Raw genomic sequence first — 14,412 nt, forward strand, 5'->3', positions numbered from 1 at the left:
CCCCTGCGCCCGTGTTTTTACACATGTTCCTTGCTGAAAACGGTCCACTGGACTGTTTTCCAAGCGCGCGTCACCCGAAGGATACTTCCAAACAGGCGAGGATCAGGCGTTGGCGGCGCGGATCTTTTCGGCGGCGGCCTTGTCGTAGGTCACACCCTTGGCTTCGAACAGCGCGTCAAGCTCGCCCGACAGGGTCATCTCGGTGACGATATCGCAGCCGCCAACGAACTCGCCCTTGACGTAAAGCTGCGGGATGGTGGGCCAGTCGGAGAAATCCTTGATGCCCTGGCGGATATCGGCATCGGCCAGCACGTTCACATCGGCATATTCCACGCCCATGAAGTTCAAGACGCCAGCGACGCGGCTGGAGAAACCGCATTGCGGCATCGACTTGGTGCCCTTCATGAACAGCACCACGGCATTGGCGTCGATGGTGGCCTTGATCTGGTCGGTTGCGGTGCTCATGCGGGGATTCCTTTGGTTATTCGGGGGCTTTGGTGGTCAGCGCCAGCGCGTGCAATTCGCCATGCGCGCCGTCCATCTTGCCTTTCAGCGCGGCATAGACGGCGCGTTGCTGCTGCACGCGGTTCTGGCCCTTGAAGCTTTCGTCGATCACTTCTGCGGCCCAGTGGTTGCCGTCACCGGCGAGGTCGGTGATGGTGATGCGGGCCTGGGGAAAGCGTTCCCGGATCAGGTCTTCGATATCCTGGGCTTGAATGGCCAAGTTTGCGCTCCTGCGGATTTTTCCAAGATGTAGAGCGGGCGGGCGGCGGTTGCAAGAGAGGGTGGCTCAGGTCTCGAAGGCGGTGATGTAGATCAGGGTCAGCGCCGGGTCGGAGGGGTCGGCGGCAAGCGCGACATGGGTGGTGGCAAAGCGGCCAAGGCGGCCTGCGGCCACGGTCAGGTCGGGGTGGGACAGCGGATCCCAGCCGGGTGCCTTGATGATCTCCAGTTGCTGGCCGTTCAGCGGGGCGAATTGACCACCGGGGGGCACGATCAGCGCCAGCAGCGCGTCGCGGCCTTCAAGGCTGGCGCGCAGTTTGACCTGCCCGAAGCGGTCGTTGAAGCCACCTTCGTAAAGCGCCAGCAGATCGACGCCTGTGGGCAGGGGGGCGCCGAGGTCGGCGGTGAAGCTGGCCAGCGCCTTGTCGGCGGGCAGGGGTTTGCCCGCGTCATCGCAGAAGAACAGGCAGCCCGCGGTGGCGGGGGTGGCAAGGGCCGCGGCCAGCAGGGTCGCCAGCAGGCCGCGCCGGGTCAACCTGCAACCGCCTTGGCAAAGGCGCTGCGGTAGAGTGCGGACAGTTCCGCCAGCGGTGCGGCGTCGGTGCCGAAGGTGACCGAACTGCCGCCGAACCGGCCTGCGATTTCCGCGGGAACATTGGAGGATTTCGCTGCGTTCAGAAGAGCTTCGGCGTCGTTCTTCGTGCAGACGACCAGATAGCGGGCCTGATCTTCGCCGTAAAGCGCCGGGATGTCGGCGGCGGTCAGGGTGACGCCCAGACCGGCGGCCTCGGCCATCTCGAACGCCGCCAGCGCCAGACCGCCGTCCGACAGGTCGGTGGCGGCGCGGATCAGCTTGCGGTGGCTGCGCAGGAATTCGCCGTGGCGGCGCTCGGCGGCAAGGTCTACCGGCGGGGCGTCGCCCTGTTCGATTCCGAAAGCCTCGGCCAGCAGCGCCGACTGACCGAGGTGGCCCAAAGTGGTGCCGATCAGCACCGCCAGGTCGCCGTCCTGCGGCTGGCCGGAAATCAGGTCGTCCAGGCTGGTCAGGATGCCGACCGCGCCGATGGTGGGCGTGGGCAGGATGGCGGTGCCATCGGTTTCGTTGTAAAGCGAGACGTTGCCGGAGACGATGGGCATATCCAGCGCGATGCAGGCCGCGCCGATGCCTTTCAGCGAGCCGACCAGTTGCCCCATGATCTCGGGCTTTTCCGGGTTGCCGAAGTTCAGGTTGTCGGTGGTGGCCAGGGGAAGGGCGCCCACGGCGCAAAGGTTGCGATACGCTTCGGCCACCGCCTGCTTGCCGCCCTCGAACGGGTTGGCCTTGACGTAACGGGGGGTCACGTCGCTGGTGAAGGCCAGCGCCTTGCCGGTGCCATGCACCCGCACCACACCGGCGCCAAGGCCCGGGGCCACCACGGTATCGGCCATCACCTGACTGTCGTATTGCTCGTAAACCCAGGATTTATGGGCATAATTCGGCGAGCCGATCAGGGCGCGCAACCCGTCGATGGCGCCGATCGCGGGCACGGCACCAAGGGGTGCTGCGGCGGGGGTTTCGACCCAGGGCCGGTCGTATTCCGGGGCCGAGGAGGCCAGTTTCGACAGCGGCAGGTCGGCTTTCACTTCGTTGCCATGCAGGATCAGAAAGCGGTCCTCGGGGATGGTTTCCCCGACGATGGCAAAATCCAGATCCCATTTGACAAAGATCGCCCGGGCTTCGGCCTCCATCTCGGGCTTCAGCACCATCAGCATGCGTTCCTGCGACTCCGACAGCATCATCTCGTAGGCGGTCATGTGGGTTTCGCGCTGCGGCACGTCGTCGAGTTGCAGCTTGATGCCAAGGCCGCCCTTGTCGCCCATTTCCACCGCCGAACAGGTCAGGCCGGCAGCCCCCATGTCCTGAATCGAGATCACGGCGCCGGATGCCATCAGTTCCAGACAGGCCTCCAGCAGGCGCTTTTCGGTGAAGGGGTCGCCGACCTGCACGGTGGGGCGTTTTTCTTCAATCGTGTCGTCAAACTCCGCCGAAGCCATGGTAGCGCCGCCAACGCCATCGCGTCCTGTCTTGGCGCCAAGGTAAACCACCGGCATGCCGACGCCCGAGGCGACCGAGTAGAAAATCTTGTCGGCATCGGCCAGGCCCGCGGCAAAGGCGTTGACCAGGCAGTTGCCGTTATAGCTGCGGTGAAAGCGCACTTCTCCGCCGATGGTGGGCACGCCGAAGGCATTGCCATAGCCGCCCACGCCTTCGACCACGCCCTTGACCAGATGCGCGGTTTTCGGATGCGAGGGCAGGCCGAACGACAGGCTGTTCATCGCGGCAATCGGGCGCGCGCCCATGGTGAACACGTCGCGCAAAATGCCGCCCACGCCGGTGGCAGCGCCCTGATGCGGCTCGATATAAGAGGGGTGGTTGTGGCTTTCCATCTTGAAGATCACGGCCTGACCGTCACCGATATCGACCACGCCGGCGTTTTCACCGGGGCCGCAGATCACCTGCGGGCCGGTGGTCGGCAGGGTGCGAAGCCATTTCTTCGAGGACTTGTAGGAACAATGCTCGTTCCACATCGCGGAAAAGATGCCCAGTTCGGTGAAGCTGGGGGCGCGACCGATGATGTCGAGGATACGGGCATATTCATCAGGCTTCAGCCCATGTGCCGCGATCAGGGCCTCGTTGATGGTTGGTTCTGTCATCATCCGTCCCCTTTGCGCATCCGTTGCGCGGTCTTAATCCAAAGGCGCGCAGGGGAAAAGGCCCCTGAAGTGCCACCCGCCGGACTTCGGATGTTGCCCGGACGTGTTGGCCCATGTTACCCAAGACAGGCGGCGGGCGTGAACGAATGCGGAGGGCGGGAGTGACCGTGCTGGCGAGCCTTTGGGATTGGTTGCGGGCCATTGTAGCGGCGCTGCTGGAGCGGCTTTGGCGCGCCCCCGATGGCGCATCGGCCGAGGCGCGGCTGAAGGCGCTGCCCCAGCGCAGCCAGGCGCTGATTGTCGGCTGCGTGCTGCTATTGCTGTTCGTGACCTCGCTTATCGCGGCCGAGTTCGGCTGGATCGGCATGTTGGTGTTCTTTCTGGCGGTCATCGCGCTGGTCTATTGACCGGACCGGAAAATGAACCGCCACAGAAAAATATGAATCTCTGTGATCCAATTAAAATCGGGGGGCGTAGAAACTGTATCCAAAACAGGAGGTCACCATGGATCACGCGATTGCTTTTCTGAACTTCGGCACCCTCGGCTTCTTCATGGTTCTGGCTTTCGTCGGCGCCCGCGTCGCGGAACGTCGCGCCCGTGAAGGTGGACCGAAATCCACCCTGTCGCGCGATGGTGCGGCGGAATATCTGGCCAAAGCCCAACGCGTCAATTCCTGAGACGCATCCCCTCTTTGCTTCCTGATCGGCGCGGGCCTCCTGCGCCGATTTTCTTTTGCGTGGGCCGTCAAAGTGATTCGGGGTAACGTTTTGTGTTCCTGCGCTGCGCGAGCTGTGGGCAAAGGGCCGCCGCTCTGCCGGATTTTCGGGCAATCCCGGCTTTGGCCAAAAAAAAGGCCGAGCATAAGCTCGGCCAAGTCCAACAGGGAGGTATGAGGGTGATAACCTTGGTCAACGCCCTCGTCCTTGCATTTAGGGGCAGGCTGCGGATGGATCAAGCGCCCAAATGCCGCATGTGCAGCATGGCTGCCATGCAGTTCCCGCATGGCTTTGGCAAGGCCCGCATTACATCTGCTGGCGCTTGCGATAGGCAAAGATTTCCTCGGTGACGAACTCGCGGAATGCCGCCACGCGCTTGGAATGGCGCAATTCTTCGGGGTAGGCCAGAAACACCGGCACATCGCCAGACTCGGTATCGGGCAACACCCGCACCAGGTTGGGGAAATCTTCGGCCAGATAATCGGGCAGCACGCCGATGCCGATATGGTTCAGCACCGCCTGCAACACCCCGAAATAGTGGTTCACCGTCAGGGTCGAGGGGATGTCATGCGACATCAACTCTTGCACCAGTGCTGCCCCCGCCGCCACCTGTGCCGTGCCCGCGTGCTGGCAGATCAGCCGGTGCTGGGTGAAATCGTCCATGGTTTGCGGCGTGCCGTGGTCGGCCAGATATTCGCTGCTGGCATAAAGCCGCATCCGGATGTTCATCAGCCGCTTGCGGATCAGGTCGGCCTGACTGGGTTCCTTCATGCGGATGGCCACGTCGGCCTCGCGCATCGGCAGGTCCAGCACGCGTTCCTCCAGCATCAGGTCGATCTTCAGCGCCGGGTATTTTTTGTAAAGTGCGGTCAGCCGCGGCGCCAGCCACAGCGTGCCGAAACCGGTGGTGGTGGTCACGCGCAATTCGCCGAACACCTCGTCCTCGCTGTCGCGGATGCGGGCGGCGGCGGCGTCAAGCCGTTTGACCATGGCCTTGGTGGCCTCGAACAGCAACTCGCCCTGTTCGGTCAGGATCAGGCCGCGGGCATGGCGGTGGAACAGCGTGACGCTGAGGCTTTCCTCCAGCGAGCGGATCTGGCGGCTGACCGCCGATTGCGACAGGTGCAGGCTGTCGCCCGCATGGGTCAGGCTGCCCGCATCGGCAACCGCATGGAAAATCCGCAGCTTGTCCCAGTCCATCACGCCCCACCTTCAATTTGCCCAAACTAGCACAGCGCCGCTTAATTAGTGACTATTCTGGCCATGTAAATGAAGGATATGACGATTTTTCCCGGGTGCGCGTCTGCGGCTGCCCAAAAAATCATCGCAAGGCTGCGGCGCGGTAGTGCTTTCACCCCGGCGGCATAAATCCTATGATGGGTCACGGGCCACAGCAGAGCCCGGTCCCGGCGGGGCAAGGGGGGCAGATGGCAGTTGGGGTTTTCGATAGCGGTCTGGGCGGGCTGACGGTGCTGGACGCGCTGCAAAAGCGGTTGCCGGAGGTGCCGTTCGTCTACCTGGGCGACAATGCGCATGCGCCTTACGGGGTGCGCACGGCCGAGGATATCTTCAACCTGACCTGCGCCGCGGTGGAACGGCTTTGGGCCGAGGGCTGCGACCTGGTGATCCTGGCCTGCAATACCGCTTCCGCCTCGGCGTTGAAGCGGATGCAGGAAAGCTGGGTGCCGCCGGGAAAGCGGGTCTTGGGGGTGTTCGTGCCGCTGATCGAGGCGTTGACCGAGCGGCAATGGGGCGACAACTCGCCGCCGCGCGAGGTCGATGTGAAGCATGTGGCGCTGTTTGCCACCCCCGCGACGGTGGCTTCGCGCGCCTTTCAGCGCGAGCTGGCGTTCCGGGCGATCGGCGTCGATGTCGAGGCGCAGCCCTGCGGTGGCGTGGTCGATGCCATCGAGCAGGGCGACGAGATTTTGGCCGAAGCCTTGGTGCGCAGCCATGTCGAGGCGTTGAAGCGGCGGATGCCGCTGCCGCAGGCCGCGGTGCTGGGCTGCACGCATTACCCCTTGATGCAGCACATCTTCGCCGAGGCGCTGGGGCCGGGGGTCAAGGTCTATTCGCAGGCCAATCTGGTGGCGGAAAGCCTGGCCGATTACCTGACCCGCAGGCCGGAGTTTCTGGGAAGTGGAACGGCGTCGAAATTCCTGACCACCGGCGATCCGGCTGCGGTATCCAACCGCGCCACGCAGTTTTTGAAGCGACGGATCAAGTTTGAAGCGGCTTGAATTTGGTTGAAGATCAGACTGGAAGATACGGATATGAAGAAGAAAATCGCCATTCTCGGGGCCTCTGGCTATACCGGCGCCGAACTGGTGCGGCTGATTGCGACGCATCCGCACATGCAGATCGTGGCGCTGTCGGGCGACCGCAAGGCAGGCATGGCCATGGCCGAAGTGTTCCCGTTCCTGCGGCATCTGAACCTGCCCGCGCTGGTGCGGATCGAGGAGATTGATTTTTCGCATGTTGACCTTGCGTTCTGCGCCCTGCCGCATGCCACCTCGCAGGCGGTGATCGCCAACCTGCCGCGCGATCTGCCGGTGGTGGACCTGTCGGCAGACTTCCGGCTGCGCGATGTGGCGGAATATCAGAAATGGTATGGCAAGCCGCATGCTGCCCCCGACCTGCAAAAGGACGCGGTTTACGGGCTGACCGAGTTTTACCGCGACGAGATCAGAACCGCGCGGCTGGTGGCGGGCACCGGCTGCAATGCCGCCGCCGGGCAATACGCGCTGCGGCCGCTGATCGAGGCCGGGGTGATTGATCTGGACAGTATCCTGATCGACCTGAAGGCCGGGGTTTCCGGCGCAGGCCGCAGTCTGAAGGAAAACCTGCTGCATGCCGAGCTTTCGGAAGGCACCATGGCCTATGCTGCGGGCGGCACGCATCGGCATCTGGGCGAGTTCGATCAGGAGTTCACACGCGCCGCCGGTCGCCCGGTGCTGGTGCAGTTCACCCCGCATCTTCTGCCAATGAACCGCGGGATTCTGGCCTCGGTCTATGTCAACGGCGAGCCGGCGCAGGTGCATGCCACCCTGGCCGCCCGTTACGCGCTGGAGCCGTTCCTCGAGGTGCTGCCGATGGGCCTCTTGCCCTCGACCCGCGACATCCGGGGGTCGAACTTCGTGCATCTGGGGGTGATCGCCGACCGCATCCCCGGTCGCGCACTAGTGATCGCGGTGCTGGACAATTTGTGCAAAGGCTCGTCGGGGCAGGCTATACAGAACGCCAACCTGATGCTGGGGCTGGAGGAAACCGCAGGGCTGATGCTGGCCCCGGTGTTCCCGTGACGACCTGAGGGAGAACGATGAAGAACCTGAAGAAAACCCGCCGTATCCAGGTGATCCTGCTGGCGTTTTTCACTCTGGCGCTGGCCACCGGGCTGATCGGCTATGCGATGAAGGACGGCATCAACTTCTTCCGCGCGCCGGCGCAGGTGATGTCTGACCCGCCGAAGGACGGCGAGGTGTTCCGGCTTGGCGGGCTGGTCGAGGCAGGATCGTTGCAGCGCGGCCAGGGCGAGACCATCAGCTTTCGGGTGACCGATGGGGCGGCCACGGTTCCGGTAGAGTTTTCCGGCGTGCTGCCGGACCTGTTCAGCGAAGGCACCGGCATGATCGGCACCGGCCAGATGGTCGGGGGCACCTTCAAGGCGACCGAAATCCTTGCCAAGCATGACGAGAATTACATGCCCAAGGAAGTGATCGACGCGCTGAAGGCGCAGGGCACCTACAAGGAACCGGCCAAGGAACCCGGGGTCTGAACGCCGGTCTTACGGACGGTAAACCAATCTGAACCACCCTTGCGGCCAGTCTTGTGCCGCAGAAGGGTGCCTCATGAAGTCCGTGCCGGAGCTTGCCGAAGAAATCGTCGCCCGCGAGGGTGGCTATGTGAACGACCCCGACGATCCGGGTGGTGCCACCAAATACGGTGTCACGCTGGCCACCATGCGGCGGCTGGGGCTGGACTATACCGGCGATGGCGCGGTGACGACCGAGGATGTCAAGCGGTTGACCCGGGCGCAGGCCGTTGAAATCTTTACCGAACATTACTATCGCCGCCCGGGGATCGCGGCGCTGCCCGAGGCGGTGCAGGCCTCGGTGTTCGACATGTATGTGAATTCCGGGGCCAATGCGGTGAAGGTGTTGCAGCGGCTGCTGACCGAGATGGGCTTTGCCTGCACCATTGATGGTGCCATCGGGCCGCAGACCATCCGCGCCGCGCAGATGGCCGCCGAGGCTGCCCCCCGCCATCTGGCCGACGCCTATGCCATCGCCCGGCGCAATTACTATTACGCCCTGGCCGATGCCCGCCCCGCCAGCCGCAAATACGCCCGCAGCAAGGGCGGCGGCAAAGGCGGCTGGATCACCCGCGCCGAGGATTTCATGGCAGACCGCTATCGGTTGACCGAAGCCCAGCATCGCGCACGGGTGTCGGCATGGGGGTGATCGGGGAATTGATCGGCGCACCCGGCACGGTGCAGGCGGTGGGCGAGGCCGCCAAGGGGCTGGCCGAGGTGTTCACGCCCTCCGCCACCCGCCGCATGGAGCTTTCGGCCGAGGCGCAGGCGGCGGCCTTGAAGCAATATGCCGAGGAATACGCGCTGCCGTCCTTGGGTTGGTTTGACCGGCTGATGAACGGGCTGAACCGGCTACCACGGCCGATGCTGGCCTTCGGCACCATGGGGCTGTTTGTTTACGCCATGATCGACCCGGTCAGTTTCGGGCAGCGCATGGTGGGCCTCAACATGGTGCCGGAGCCGCTGTGGTGGCTGCTGGGGGCGGTGGTCAGCTTCTATTTCGGCGCGCGCGAGGCCTATTATTTCCGCAACCGCACGGTGGCTGCCCCACCGGTGGCCAACGCAGCGCCTGCGGCAACCGATGCCAATCCGGCGCTGGAGGATTGGCGGGCGACGCAGGGCTAGGCTACCGGGACCGGCATTGACCATTGGGGGCGGCTCTGGCATTGCCGGTAGGGCAAACCGGGACATGACCAGATGAATCTTTTCAGCGATATCCGCAGCCTCGTGATTGCCAGCATCGACGCGATGGTGGCAGCGGGTGAATTGCCCCAGGGCCTTGATCTGGCGGCGGTGGCGGTCGAGCCGCCGCGCGATGCCGGGCATGGCGACATGGCGACCAATGCCGCGATGGTGCTGGCCAAACCGGCGGGCCTGGCACCGCGGGCGATTGCCGAAAGCCTGGCCGCACGGCTGGCCCGCGATCCGCGCATTGCCGGGGTCGAGGTGGCGGGGCCGGGTTTCCTGAACTTGCGGCTGCAGCCCGCGGTCTGGCAGGGGCTGGTGGGGGCGGTGCTGCGGCAGGGTGCCGATTATGGCCGCGCCACCCTGGGGGCCGGGCGGCGGGTCAACGTCGAGTTCGTGTCCGCCAACCCGACCGGGCCGATGCATGTGGGCCATGTGCGCGGCGCCGTGGTGGGTGACGCGCTGGCGCGGCTTCTGGCTTTTGCCGGCTGGAACGTGACGCGGGAATATTACATCAACGACGGCGGCGGTCAGGTCGATGTGCTGGCCCGCTCGGCTTATGAACGCTACCGCGAGGCCTGCGGCCTGTCGCCGGAGATCCGCGAAGGGCTTTACCCCGGCGACTATCTGATTCCGGTGGGCGAGGCGTTGAAGGCGAAATACGGCACCAGCCTGCTGGAGCAGCCGGAGTCCGTCTGGCTGGCCGATCTGCGCACGTTTTCCACCGACATGATGATGACGATGATCCGCGCCGATCTGGCGGCGCTGGGGGTCACGATGGACGTCTATTCCAGCGAAAAGGCGCTGTATGGCACGGGCCGGATCGAGGCTGCGATCGAGACCCTGCGCGGCATGGGCCTGATCTACGAAGGCACGCTGGAGCCGCCGAAAGGCAAGGAACCCGAGGATTGGGAGCCGCGGCTGCAAACCCTGTTCCGCAGCACGGCGCATGGCGATGACGTGGACCGCCCGGTGATGAAATCCGACGGCTCCTGGACCTATTTCGCCCCCGACATCGCCTATCACTACGACAAGGTGCAGCGCGGCTTTGACGAGCTGATCGACATTTTCGGCGCCGACCATGGCGGCTATGTCAAGCGGATGAAGGCCGCCGTCTCGGCGCTGTCGAATGGCCGCGTGCCCTTGGACATCAAGCTGGTGCAACTGGTCAAGCTGTGGAAAAACGGCGAGCCGTTCAAGATGAGCAAGCGGGCGGGCACCTTCGTCACCCTGCGCGACGTGATTGATCTGGTGGGCGCCGATGTCACCCGCTTTGTGATGCTGACGCGCAAGAACGACGCGGCGCTGGATTTCGATTTCGACAAGGTGCTGGAGCAGTCGAAGGACAACCCGGTGTTCTATGTGCAATACGCCAATGCCCGGATCAACTCGGTGCTGCGCCGCGCGCGTGAGGCCGGCGTGGCCGTCGATGATGCCACGCTGGCGGCGGCCGATCTGGGCAAGCTGGACCACGAGGCCGAGATCGGTCTGGCGAAAAAGATCGCGGAATGGCCGCGGGTTGTGGAGATTGCGGCGCGCGGCAACGAACCGCACCGGGTGGCGTTCTACCTGTACGAACTGGCCTCGGACCTGCATGGGCTGTGGAACCGCGGCAATGACGCGCCGCAATTGCGCTTCGTGCAGGACGATTCCGCCATAACACAGGCGAAAATCGCCCTGGCGCGTGCCACGGGCGTTGTGATTTCCAGCGGTCTTGCTATCTTGGGTGTAACTCCGGTCGAGGAAATGCGCTGAGAACAAGCGCTCTGCCGGGGCAAAAGGGCAAGACAGTGCGGCGCGCAGCAGCGCGCAGGCAGTGGGGCAGAGCATGGCGGACGTGGATTTCGACGAATTCGAAGACAGCTATGGCACGCCTGCAGCATCGCTGCGCGGGGCGCGCGGGCGCATGTTGACCACGGTGGCGGGCGGGCTGACCTCGCTGGCGCTGATCCTGGGCCTGGGCTATTGGGGCTACAAGATCGCCGTGCGCGACGTGATGGGCGTGCCGGTGATCCGGGCGCTGGAAGGCCCGATGCGGGTGGCGCCGGAAAATCCGGGTGGGGCAGTGGCGGCGCATCAGGGGCTGGCGGTCAACGACATTGCCGCCGTGGGCACTGCCGCAGCCCCGGCCGAGCGGCTGGTGCTGGCGCCGCGCCCGGTGGAACTGTCCCTGGACGATGCGCCGGGTCTGGCTGAACAAGCGCCGGTCATGGTGGAAGCCGAACCGATGGGGCCGCCGTTGCCTTCGGCAACTCCGCTGGCGGTCGCCCCTGCGGCCGAGGCCTTCGGCCCGCCGATTGCCCCGGCTGCCGTGGAAACCGCCGCTCCCGCCGAGAACGCCCCCGCCGACACTGCGCCTGCCGACAATGCCATCGTGCTGGCGCTGGCCGATGCGCTGGCCGCCGATCCACCGCCGCCGAACGCCGACCCCGAGACCGAGGCGGTTGTGCCGGGTGGCGTAGCGCGGTCGTTGCGGCCTTTGTCGCGCCCGGAAACGCTGGTGGCCACCGCCGCCACCACCTCGGCCAGCGTGTCGGTGACCGAGATCGACCCGGCGACGCTGGCGGTCGGCACGCGGCTGGTGCAACTCGGCGCCTATGACGACGTGGAAACCGCCCGCGCCGACTGGGACAAGCTGGCGCTGCAATTCGGCGATCTGCTGGCGGGCAAGGGCCGGGTGGTGCAGGCGGCGCAAAGCGGCGGGCGCACCTTCTACCGGCTGCGCGCCCATGGCTTCGAGTCCGAAGACGACGCCCGCCGGTTCTGCTCGGCCTTGCTGGCGGAAAACGCCGCCTGCATCCCGGTTGCGGTCAGATGAGCAGCGGCGGCGCCACCGTTCTGGGCTGCGCAGGCACCGCCCTGACCGCCGCGGAATCCGATTTCTTCCGTGACGCCGACCCCTTCGGCTTCATCCTGTTTGCCCGCAACGTCGAAACCCCCGAACAATTGCGCCGCCTGACGGGGGCCTTGCGTGCCGCCGTAGGGCGCGATGCGCCGGTGTTCGTCGATCAGGAGGGCGGGCGGGTGCAGCGGCTGCGCGCCCCCCATTGGCGCGAATGGCTGCCGCCGATGGACGCCGTGGCGCAGACCATCGCAGCTGCACCGGCGGGGCAGGGGCTGACCGCTGCCGCAAGGATGCTTTGGCTGCGCTACCGGCTGATTGCCGCCGAACTGCGCAGCGTCGGCATCGACGGCAACTGCGCCCCCTGCGCCGATGTGCTGACCCCCGACACCCACCCTTTTCTGAAAAACCGCTGCTATTCCGACGATCCGCGCATTGTGGCGCTGCTTTCGCGGGCGGTGGCCGAGGCGCATCTGGCCGGTGGCGTGCTGCCGGTGGTGAAACACCTGCCGGGGCATGGCCGCGCCGTGGCCGACAGCCATCTGGACCTGCCGCGGGTGACGGTGGACGCCGAAACCCTGGAATCCAGCGATTTCGCCGCCTTCCGGCCCCTGCGCGACCTGCCGCTGGCGATGACGGCGCATATCGTGTTCACCGCTTACGACGACCAGCCCGCCACCTGTTCCGCGCCGATGATCAAGGTGATCCGCGACAACATCGGCTTTGCCGGGCTGCTGCTGACCGACGATCTGAACATGCAGGCGCTGCCTGGCACGCTGGCCGAGAAAACCACCCGAAGCCTCGCCGCCGGTTGCGATATCGCGCTGCATTGCAAGGGCGATCTGGCGGAAATGCAGCAGGTGGTGGCGGCGGCGGGATCCATGGGACCGGCGACCCAGGCCCGCGCCCAAGCCGCCATCGCTGCCCGCCACGCCCCCGACCCGGTGGATATCGCCGCCCTCGAGGCCGAACACGCGGCCCTTCTGAACGGGCAGGGCGATGGCTGACGACTGGGATCAACCCACCACCAGTGTCGCCGACCGGCTGGAGGCCGAGGCGCTGATCGTCGATGTCGATGGCTTCGAAGGGCCGCTCGACCTGCTGTTGATGCTGTCGCGCACCCAGAAGGTCGATCTGCGCCGCATCTCGGTGTTGCAACTGGCCGAGCAATATCTGGGCTTTGTCGAGCGCGCCAAGGCGCTGCGGCTGGAACTGGCCGCCGATTATCTGGTGATGGCGGCCTGGCTGGCCTACCTCAAATCCCGGCTGCTGCTGCCGCCCGACCCCAGCGACGATGGCCCCTCGGCGGAGGATATGGCCGCGCATCTGGCCTTCCAGTTGGAACGGCTGGCCGCGATGCGCGAGGCTGCCGCCCGGCTGATGGCGCGCGACCAGTTGGGCCGCGATTTCTTTGCCCGCGGCCTGCCCGAAGACGTGACCCGCCACCGCCACGTCAGCTATTCCGCCACGCTGATCGACCTGATGCGCGCCTATGCCCGCATCCGCACCAAGGACGAGTTCCGCCCCTTCGTGATGGACCGCCACAACATCTACACCATGGAGCAGGCGCTGGAGCGGATGCGCGGGCTGATCGGCTATTCCGGCGGCTGGACCGATCTGCTGAGCTTCCTGCCCGAGGGCTGGGAGGTGCAGCCGCAGCGCCGCCGTTCCGCCACCGCAGCACACTTTGCCGCGATTCTGGAGATGGCCAAGCGCGGCCAGCTTGACTTGCGCCAGGCCGATACCTTCGCCCCGATCCAGATCCGCAGGCGCGAGGCCGAGGCATGAGCGACACCGACTTTGAACCCATAGAGAAAAGCCTGTTCGAGGCGCCGGTGATGGCCGAACAGGAACGCATGGTCGAGGCGATCCTGTTTGCCAGCGCCGAGCCGGTAACGCTGGCCGAACTGACCGCCCGGATGCCGCATGGCTGCGACCCGGCCGAGGCGCTGGTGACGCTGCGCCGCCGCTATGACGGGCGCGGCGTGACGTTGCTGCGGGTGGGCGACGCCTATGCCTTCCGCACCGCCCCCGACCTTGGCCACCTGATGCGCAAGGAACAGACCGAGACCCGCAAGCTTTCCCGTGCCGCCATCGAAACCCTTGCCATCGTCGCCTATCACCAGCCGGTGACGCGGGCGGAGATTGAGGAAATCCGGGGGGTTGCGGTGTCGCGCGGCACGGTGGACCAGCTTTTGGAGCTGGACTGGATCCGCTTTGGCCGCCGCCGCATGACGCCGGGGCGGCCGGTGACGTTCGTGGTCACCGAGCATTTCCTGGACCATTTCGGCCTGGAATCCGCCCGCGATCTGCCGGGGCTGAAAGACCTGCGGGCGGCGGGGCTGCTGGACAATCGTCCGCTGCCGGGAGTGCCGGGACAGGCGGGCGACGGCGACGACGAGCCGGTGACCGGCCAAAGCGAACTTTTCGAGGATTGAGC

Annotated in this window: 17 protein-coding genes; 12 read left to right on the top strand and 5 right to left on the bottom strand. The window is 65.4% G+C overall.

What is annotated here, in order from left to right:
* Positions 1 to 102: 102 nt before the first annotated feature.
* The 4 genes from grxD to purL form a co-directional block, all read right to left on the bottom strand.
* A complete protein-coding gene (gene grxD, locus RSW2DRAFT_RS06155) occupies positions 103 to 465 on the bottom strand; it encodes a Grx4 family monothiol glutaredoxin (protein ID WP_008029108.1) in 363 nt (120 codons plus the stop codon).
* Between the two features lie 16 nt (positions 466 to 481).
* Positions 482 to 724 carry a BolA/IbaG family iron-sulfur metabolism protein gene (locus RSW2DRAFT_RS06160; RefSeq protein ID WP_008029110.1) on the bottom strand — a complete coding sequence of 81 codons (243 nt, stop codon included), beginning with the start codon at positions 722 to 724 and terminating at the stop codon, positions 482 to 484.
* A gap of 66 nt (positions 725 to 790) precedes the next feature.
* Complete coding sequence (locus tag RSW2DRAFT_RS06165) at positions 791 to 1,258, bottom strand: hypothetical protein (RefSeq protein ID WP_008029113.1); 468 nt, start codon at positions 1,256 to 1,258, stop codon at positions 791 to 793.
* Positions 1,255 to 3,417, bottom strand: coding sequence for a phosphoribosylformylglycinamidine synthase subunit PurL (gene purL / locus RSW2DRAFT_RS06170; protein WP_040671739.1), 2,163 nt, complete (start codon positions 3,415 to 3,417; stop codon positions 1,255 to 1,257). Before purL ends, RSW2DRAFT_RS06165 begins: the two co-directional genes overlap by 4 nt.
* A 161-nt stretch (positions 3,418 to 3,578) precedes the next feature.
* Between purL and RSW2DRAFT_RS06175 the strand changes: the two genes are divergently transcribed.
* Positions 3,579 to 3,824 carry a hypothetical protein gene (locus RSW2DRAFT_RS06175; RefSeq protein WP_008029117.1) on the top strand — a complete coding sequence of 82 codons (246 nt, stop codon included), beginning with the start codon at positions 3,579 to 3,581 and terminating at the stop codon, positions 3,822 to 3,824.
* A 97-nt stretch (positions 3,825 to 3,921) separates the two neighbouring features.
* On the top strand, positions 3,922 to 4,095 hold the full coding sequence (locus RSW2DRAFT_RS17880) for a hypothetical protein (RefSeq protein WP_008029119.1): 174 nt from the start codon (positions 3,922 to 3,924) through the stop codon (positions 4,093 to 4,095).
* A 345-nt stretch (positions 4,096 to 4,440) separates the two neighbouring features.
* Here the strand turns inward: RSW2DRAFT_RS17880 and RSW2DRAFT_RS06180 are convergent, their stop codons facing one another.
* Positions 4,441 to 5,334 carry a LysR family transcriptional regulator gene (locus RSW2DRAFT_RS06180; RefSeq protein WP_008029121.1) on the bottom strand — a complete coding sequence of 298 codons (894 nt, stop codon included), beginning with the start codon at positions 5,332 to 5,334 and terminating at the stop codon, positions 4,441 to 4,443.
* 227 nt (positions 5,335 to 5,561) lie between these two features.
* Here RSW2DRAFT_RS06180 and murI point away from each other — a divergent pair, with 227 nt between their 5' ends.
* The 10 genes from murI to scpB all read left to right on the top strand — a co-directional run bounded on the left by murI (position 5,562) and on the right by scpB (position 14,410).
* On the top strand, positions 5,562 to 6,374 hold the full coding sequence (gene murI, locus RSW2DRAFT_RS06185; RefSeq protein ID WP_008029122.1) for a glutamate racemase: 813 nt from the start codon (positions 5,562 to 5,564) through the stop codon (positions 6,372 to 6,374).
* A gap of 33 nt (positions 6,375 to 6,407) precedes the next feature.
* Complete coding sequence (gene argC, locus RSW2DRAFT_RS06190) at positions 6,408 to 7,436, top strand: N-acetyl-gamma-glutamyl-phosphate reductase (protein WP_008029124.1); 1,029 nt, start codon at positions 6,408 to 6,410, stop codon at positions 7,434 to 7,436.
* Positions 7,437 to 7,453: 17 nt separating this feature from the next.
* Positions 7,454 to 7,909 (top strand): cytochrome c maturation protein CcmE, encoded by a 456-nt coding sequence (gene ccmE / locus RSW2DRAFT_RS06195; protein ID WP_008029126.1) that lies wholly within the window; start codon positions 7,454 to 7,456, stop codon positions 7,907 to 7,909.
* Between the two features lie 73 nt (positions 7,910 to 7,982).
* Entirely contained in the window at positions 7,983 to 8,594 is a 612-nt protein-coding gene (locus RSW2DRAFT_RS06200) for a holin-associated N-acetylmuramidase (RefSeq protein WP_008029128.1), read from the top strand.
* Positions 8,585 to 9,070: a holin family protein gene (locus RSW2DRAFT_RS06205; protein ID WP_008029129.1), complete on the top strand. Its 486-nt coding sequence runs from the start codon at positions 8,585 to 8,587 to the stop codon at positions 9,068 to 9,070. The genes RSW2DRAFT_RS06200 and RSW2DRAFT_RS06205 overlap by 10 nt, the downstream gene beginning before the upstream one ends.
* A 72-nt stretch (positions 9,071 to 9,142) precedes the next feature.
* Entirely contained in the window at positions 9,143 to 10,885 is a 1,743-nt protein-coding gene (argS, locus tag RSW2DRAFT_RS06210) for an arginine--tRNA ligase (protein WP_008029131.1), read from the top strand.
* A gap of 73 nt (positions 10,886 to 10,958) precedes the next feature.
* Entirely contained in the window at positions 10,959 to 11,948 is a 990-nt protein-coding gene (locus tag RSW2DRAFT_RS06215; protein WP_008029133.1) for an SPOR domain-containing protein, read from the top strand.
* Entirely contained in the window at positions 11,945 to 12,979 is a 1,035-nt protein-coding gene (nagZ, locus tag RSW2DRAFT_RS06220) for a beta-N-acetylhexosaminidase (RefSeq protein WP_008029135.1), read from the top strand. The genes RSW2DRAFT_RS06215 and nagZ overlap by 4 nt, the downstream gene beginning before the upstream one ends.
* A complete protein-coding gene (locus RSW2DRAFT_RS06225) occupies positions 12,972 to 13,760 on the top strand; it encodes a segregation and condensation protein A (protein ID WP_008029137.1) in 789 nt (262 codons plus the stop codon). Before nagZ ends, RSW2DRAFT_RS06225 begins: the two co-directional genes overlap by 8 nt.
* Positions 13,757 to 14,410 (top strand): SMC-Scp complex subunit ScpB, encoded by a 654-nt coding sequence (gene scpB / locus RSW2DRAFT_RS06230; protein ID WP_008029140.1) that lies wholly within the window; start codon positions 13,757 to 13,759, stop codon positions 14,408 to 14,410. The genes RSW2DRAFT_RS06225 and scpB overlap by 4 nt, the downstream gene beginning before the upstream one ends.
* Positions 14,411 to 14,412 lie beyond the last annotated feature (2 nt).

Source organism: Rhodobacter ferrooxidans, assembly GCF_000176015.1.
GTDB classification, from domain to species: domain Bacteria; phylum Pseudomonadota; class Alphaproteobacteria; order Rhodobacterales; family Rhodobacteraceae; genus Pseudorhodobacter_B; species Pseudorhodobacter_B ferrooxidans.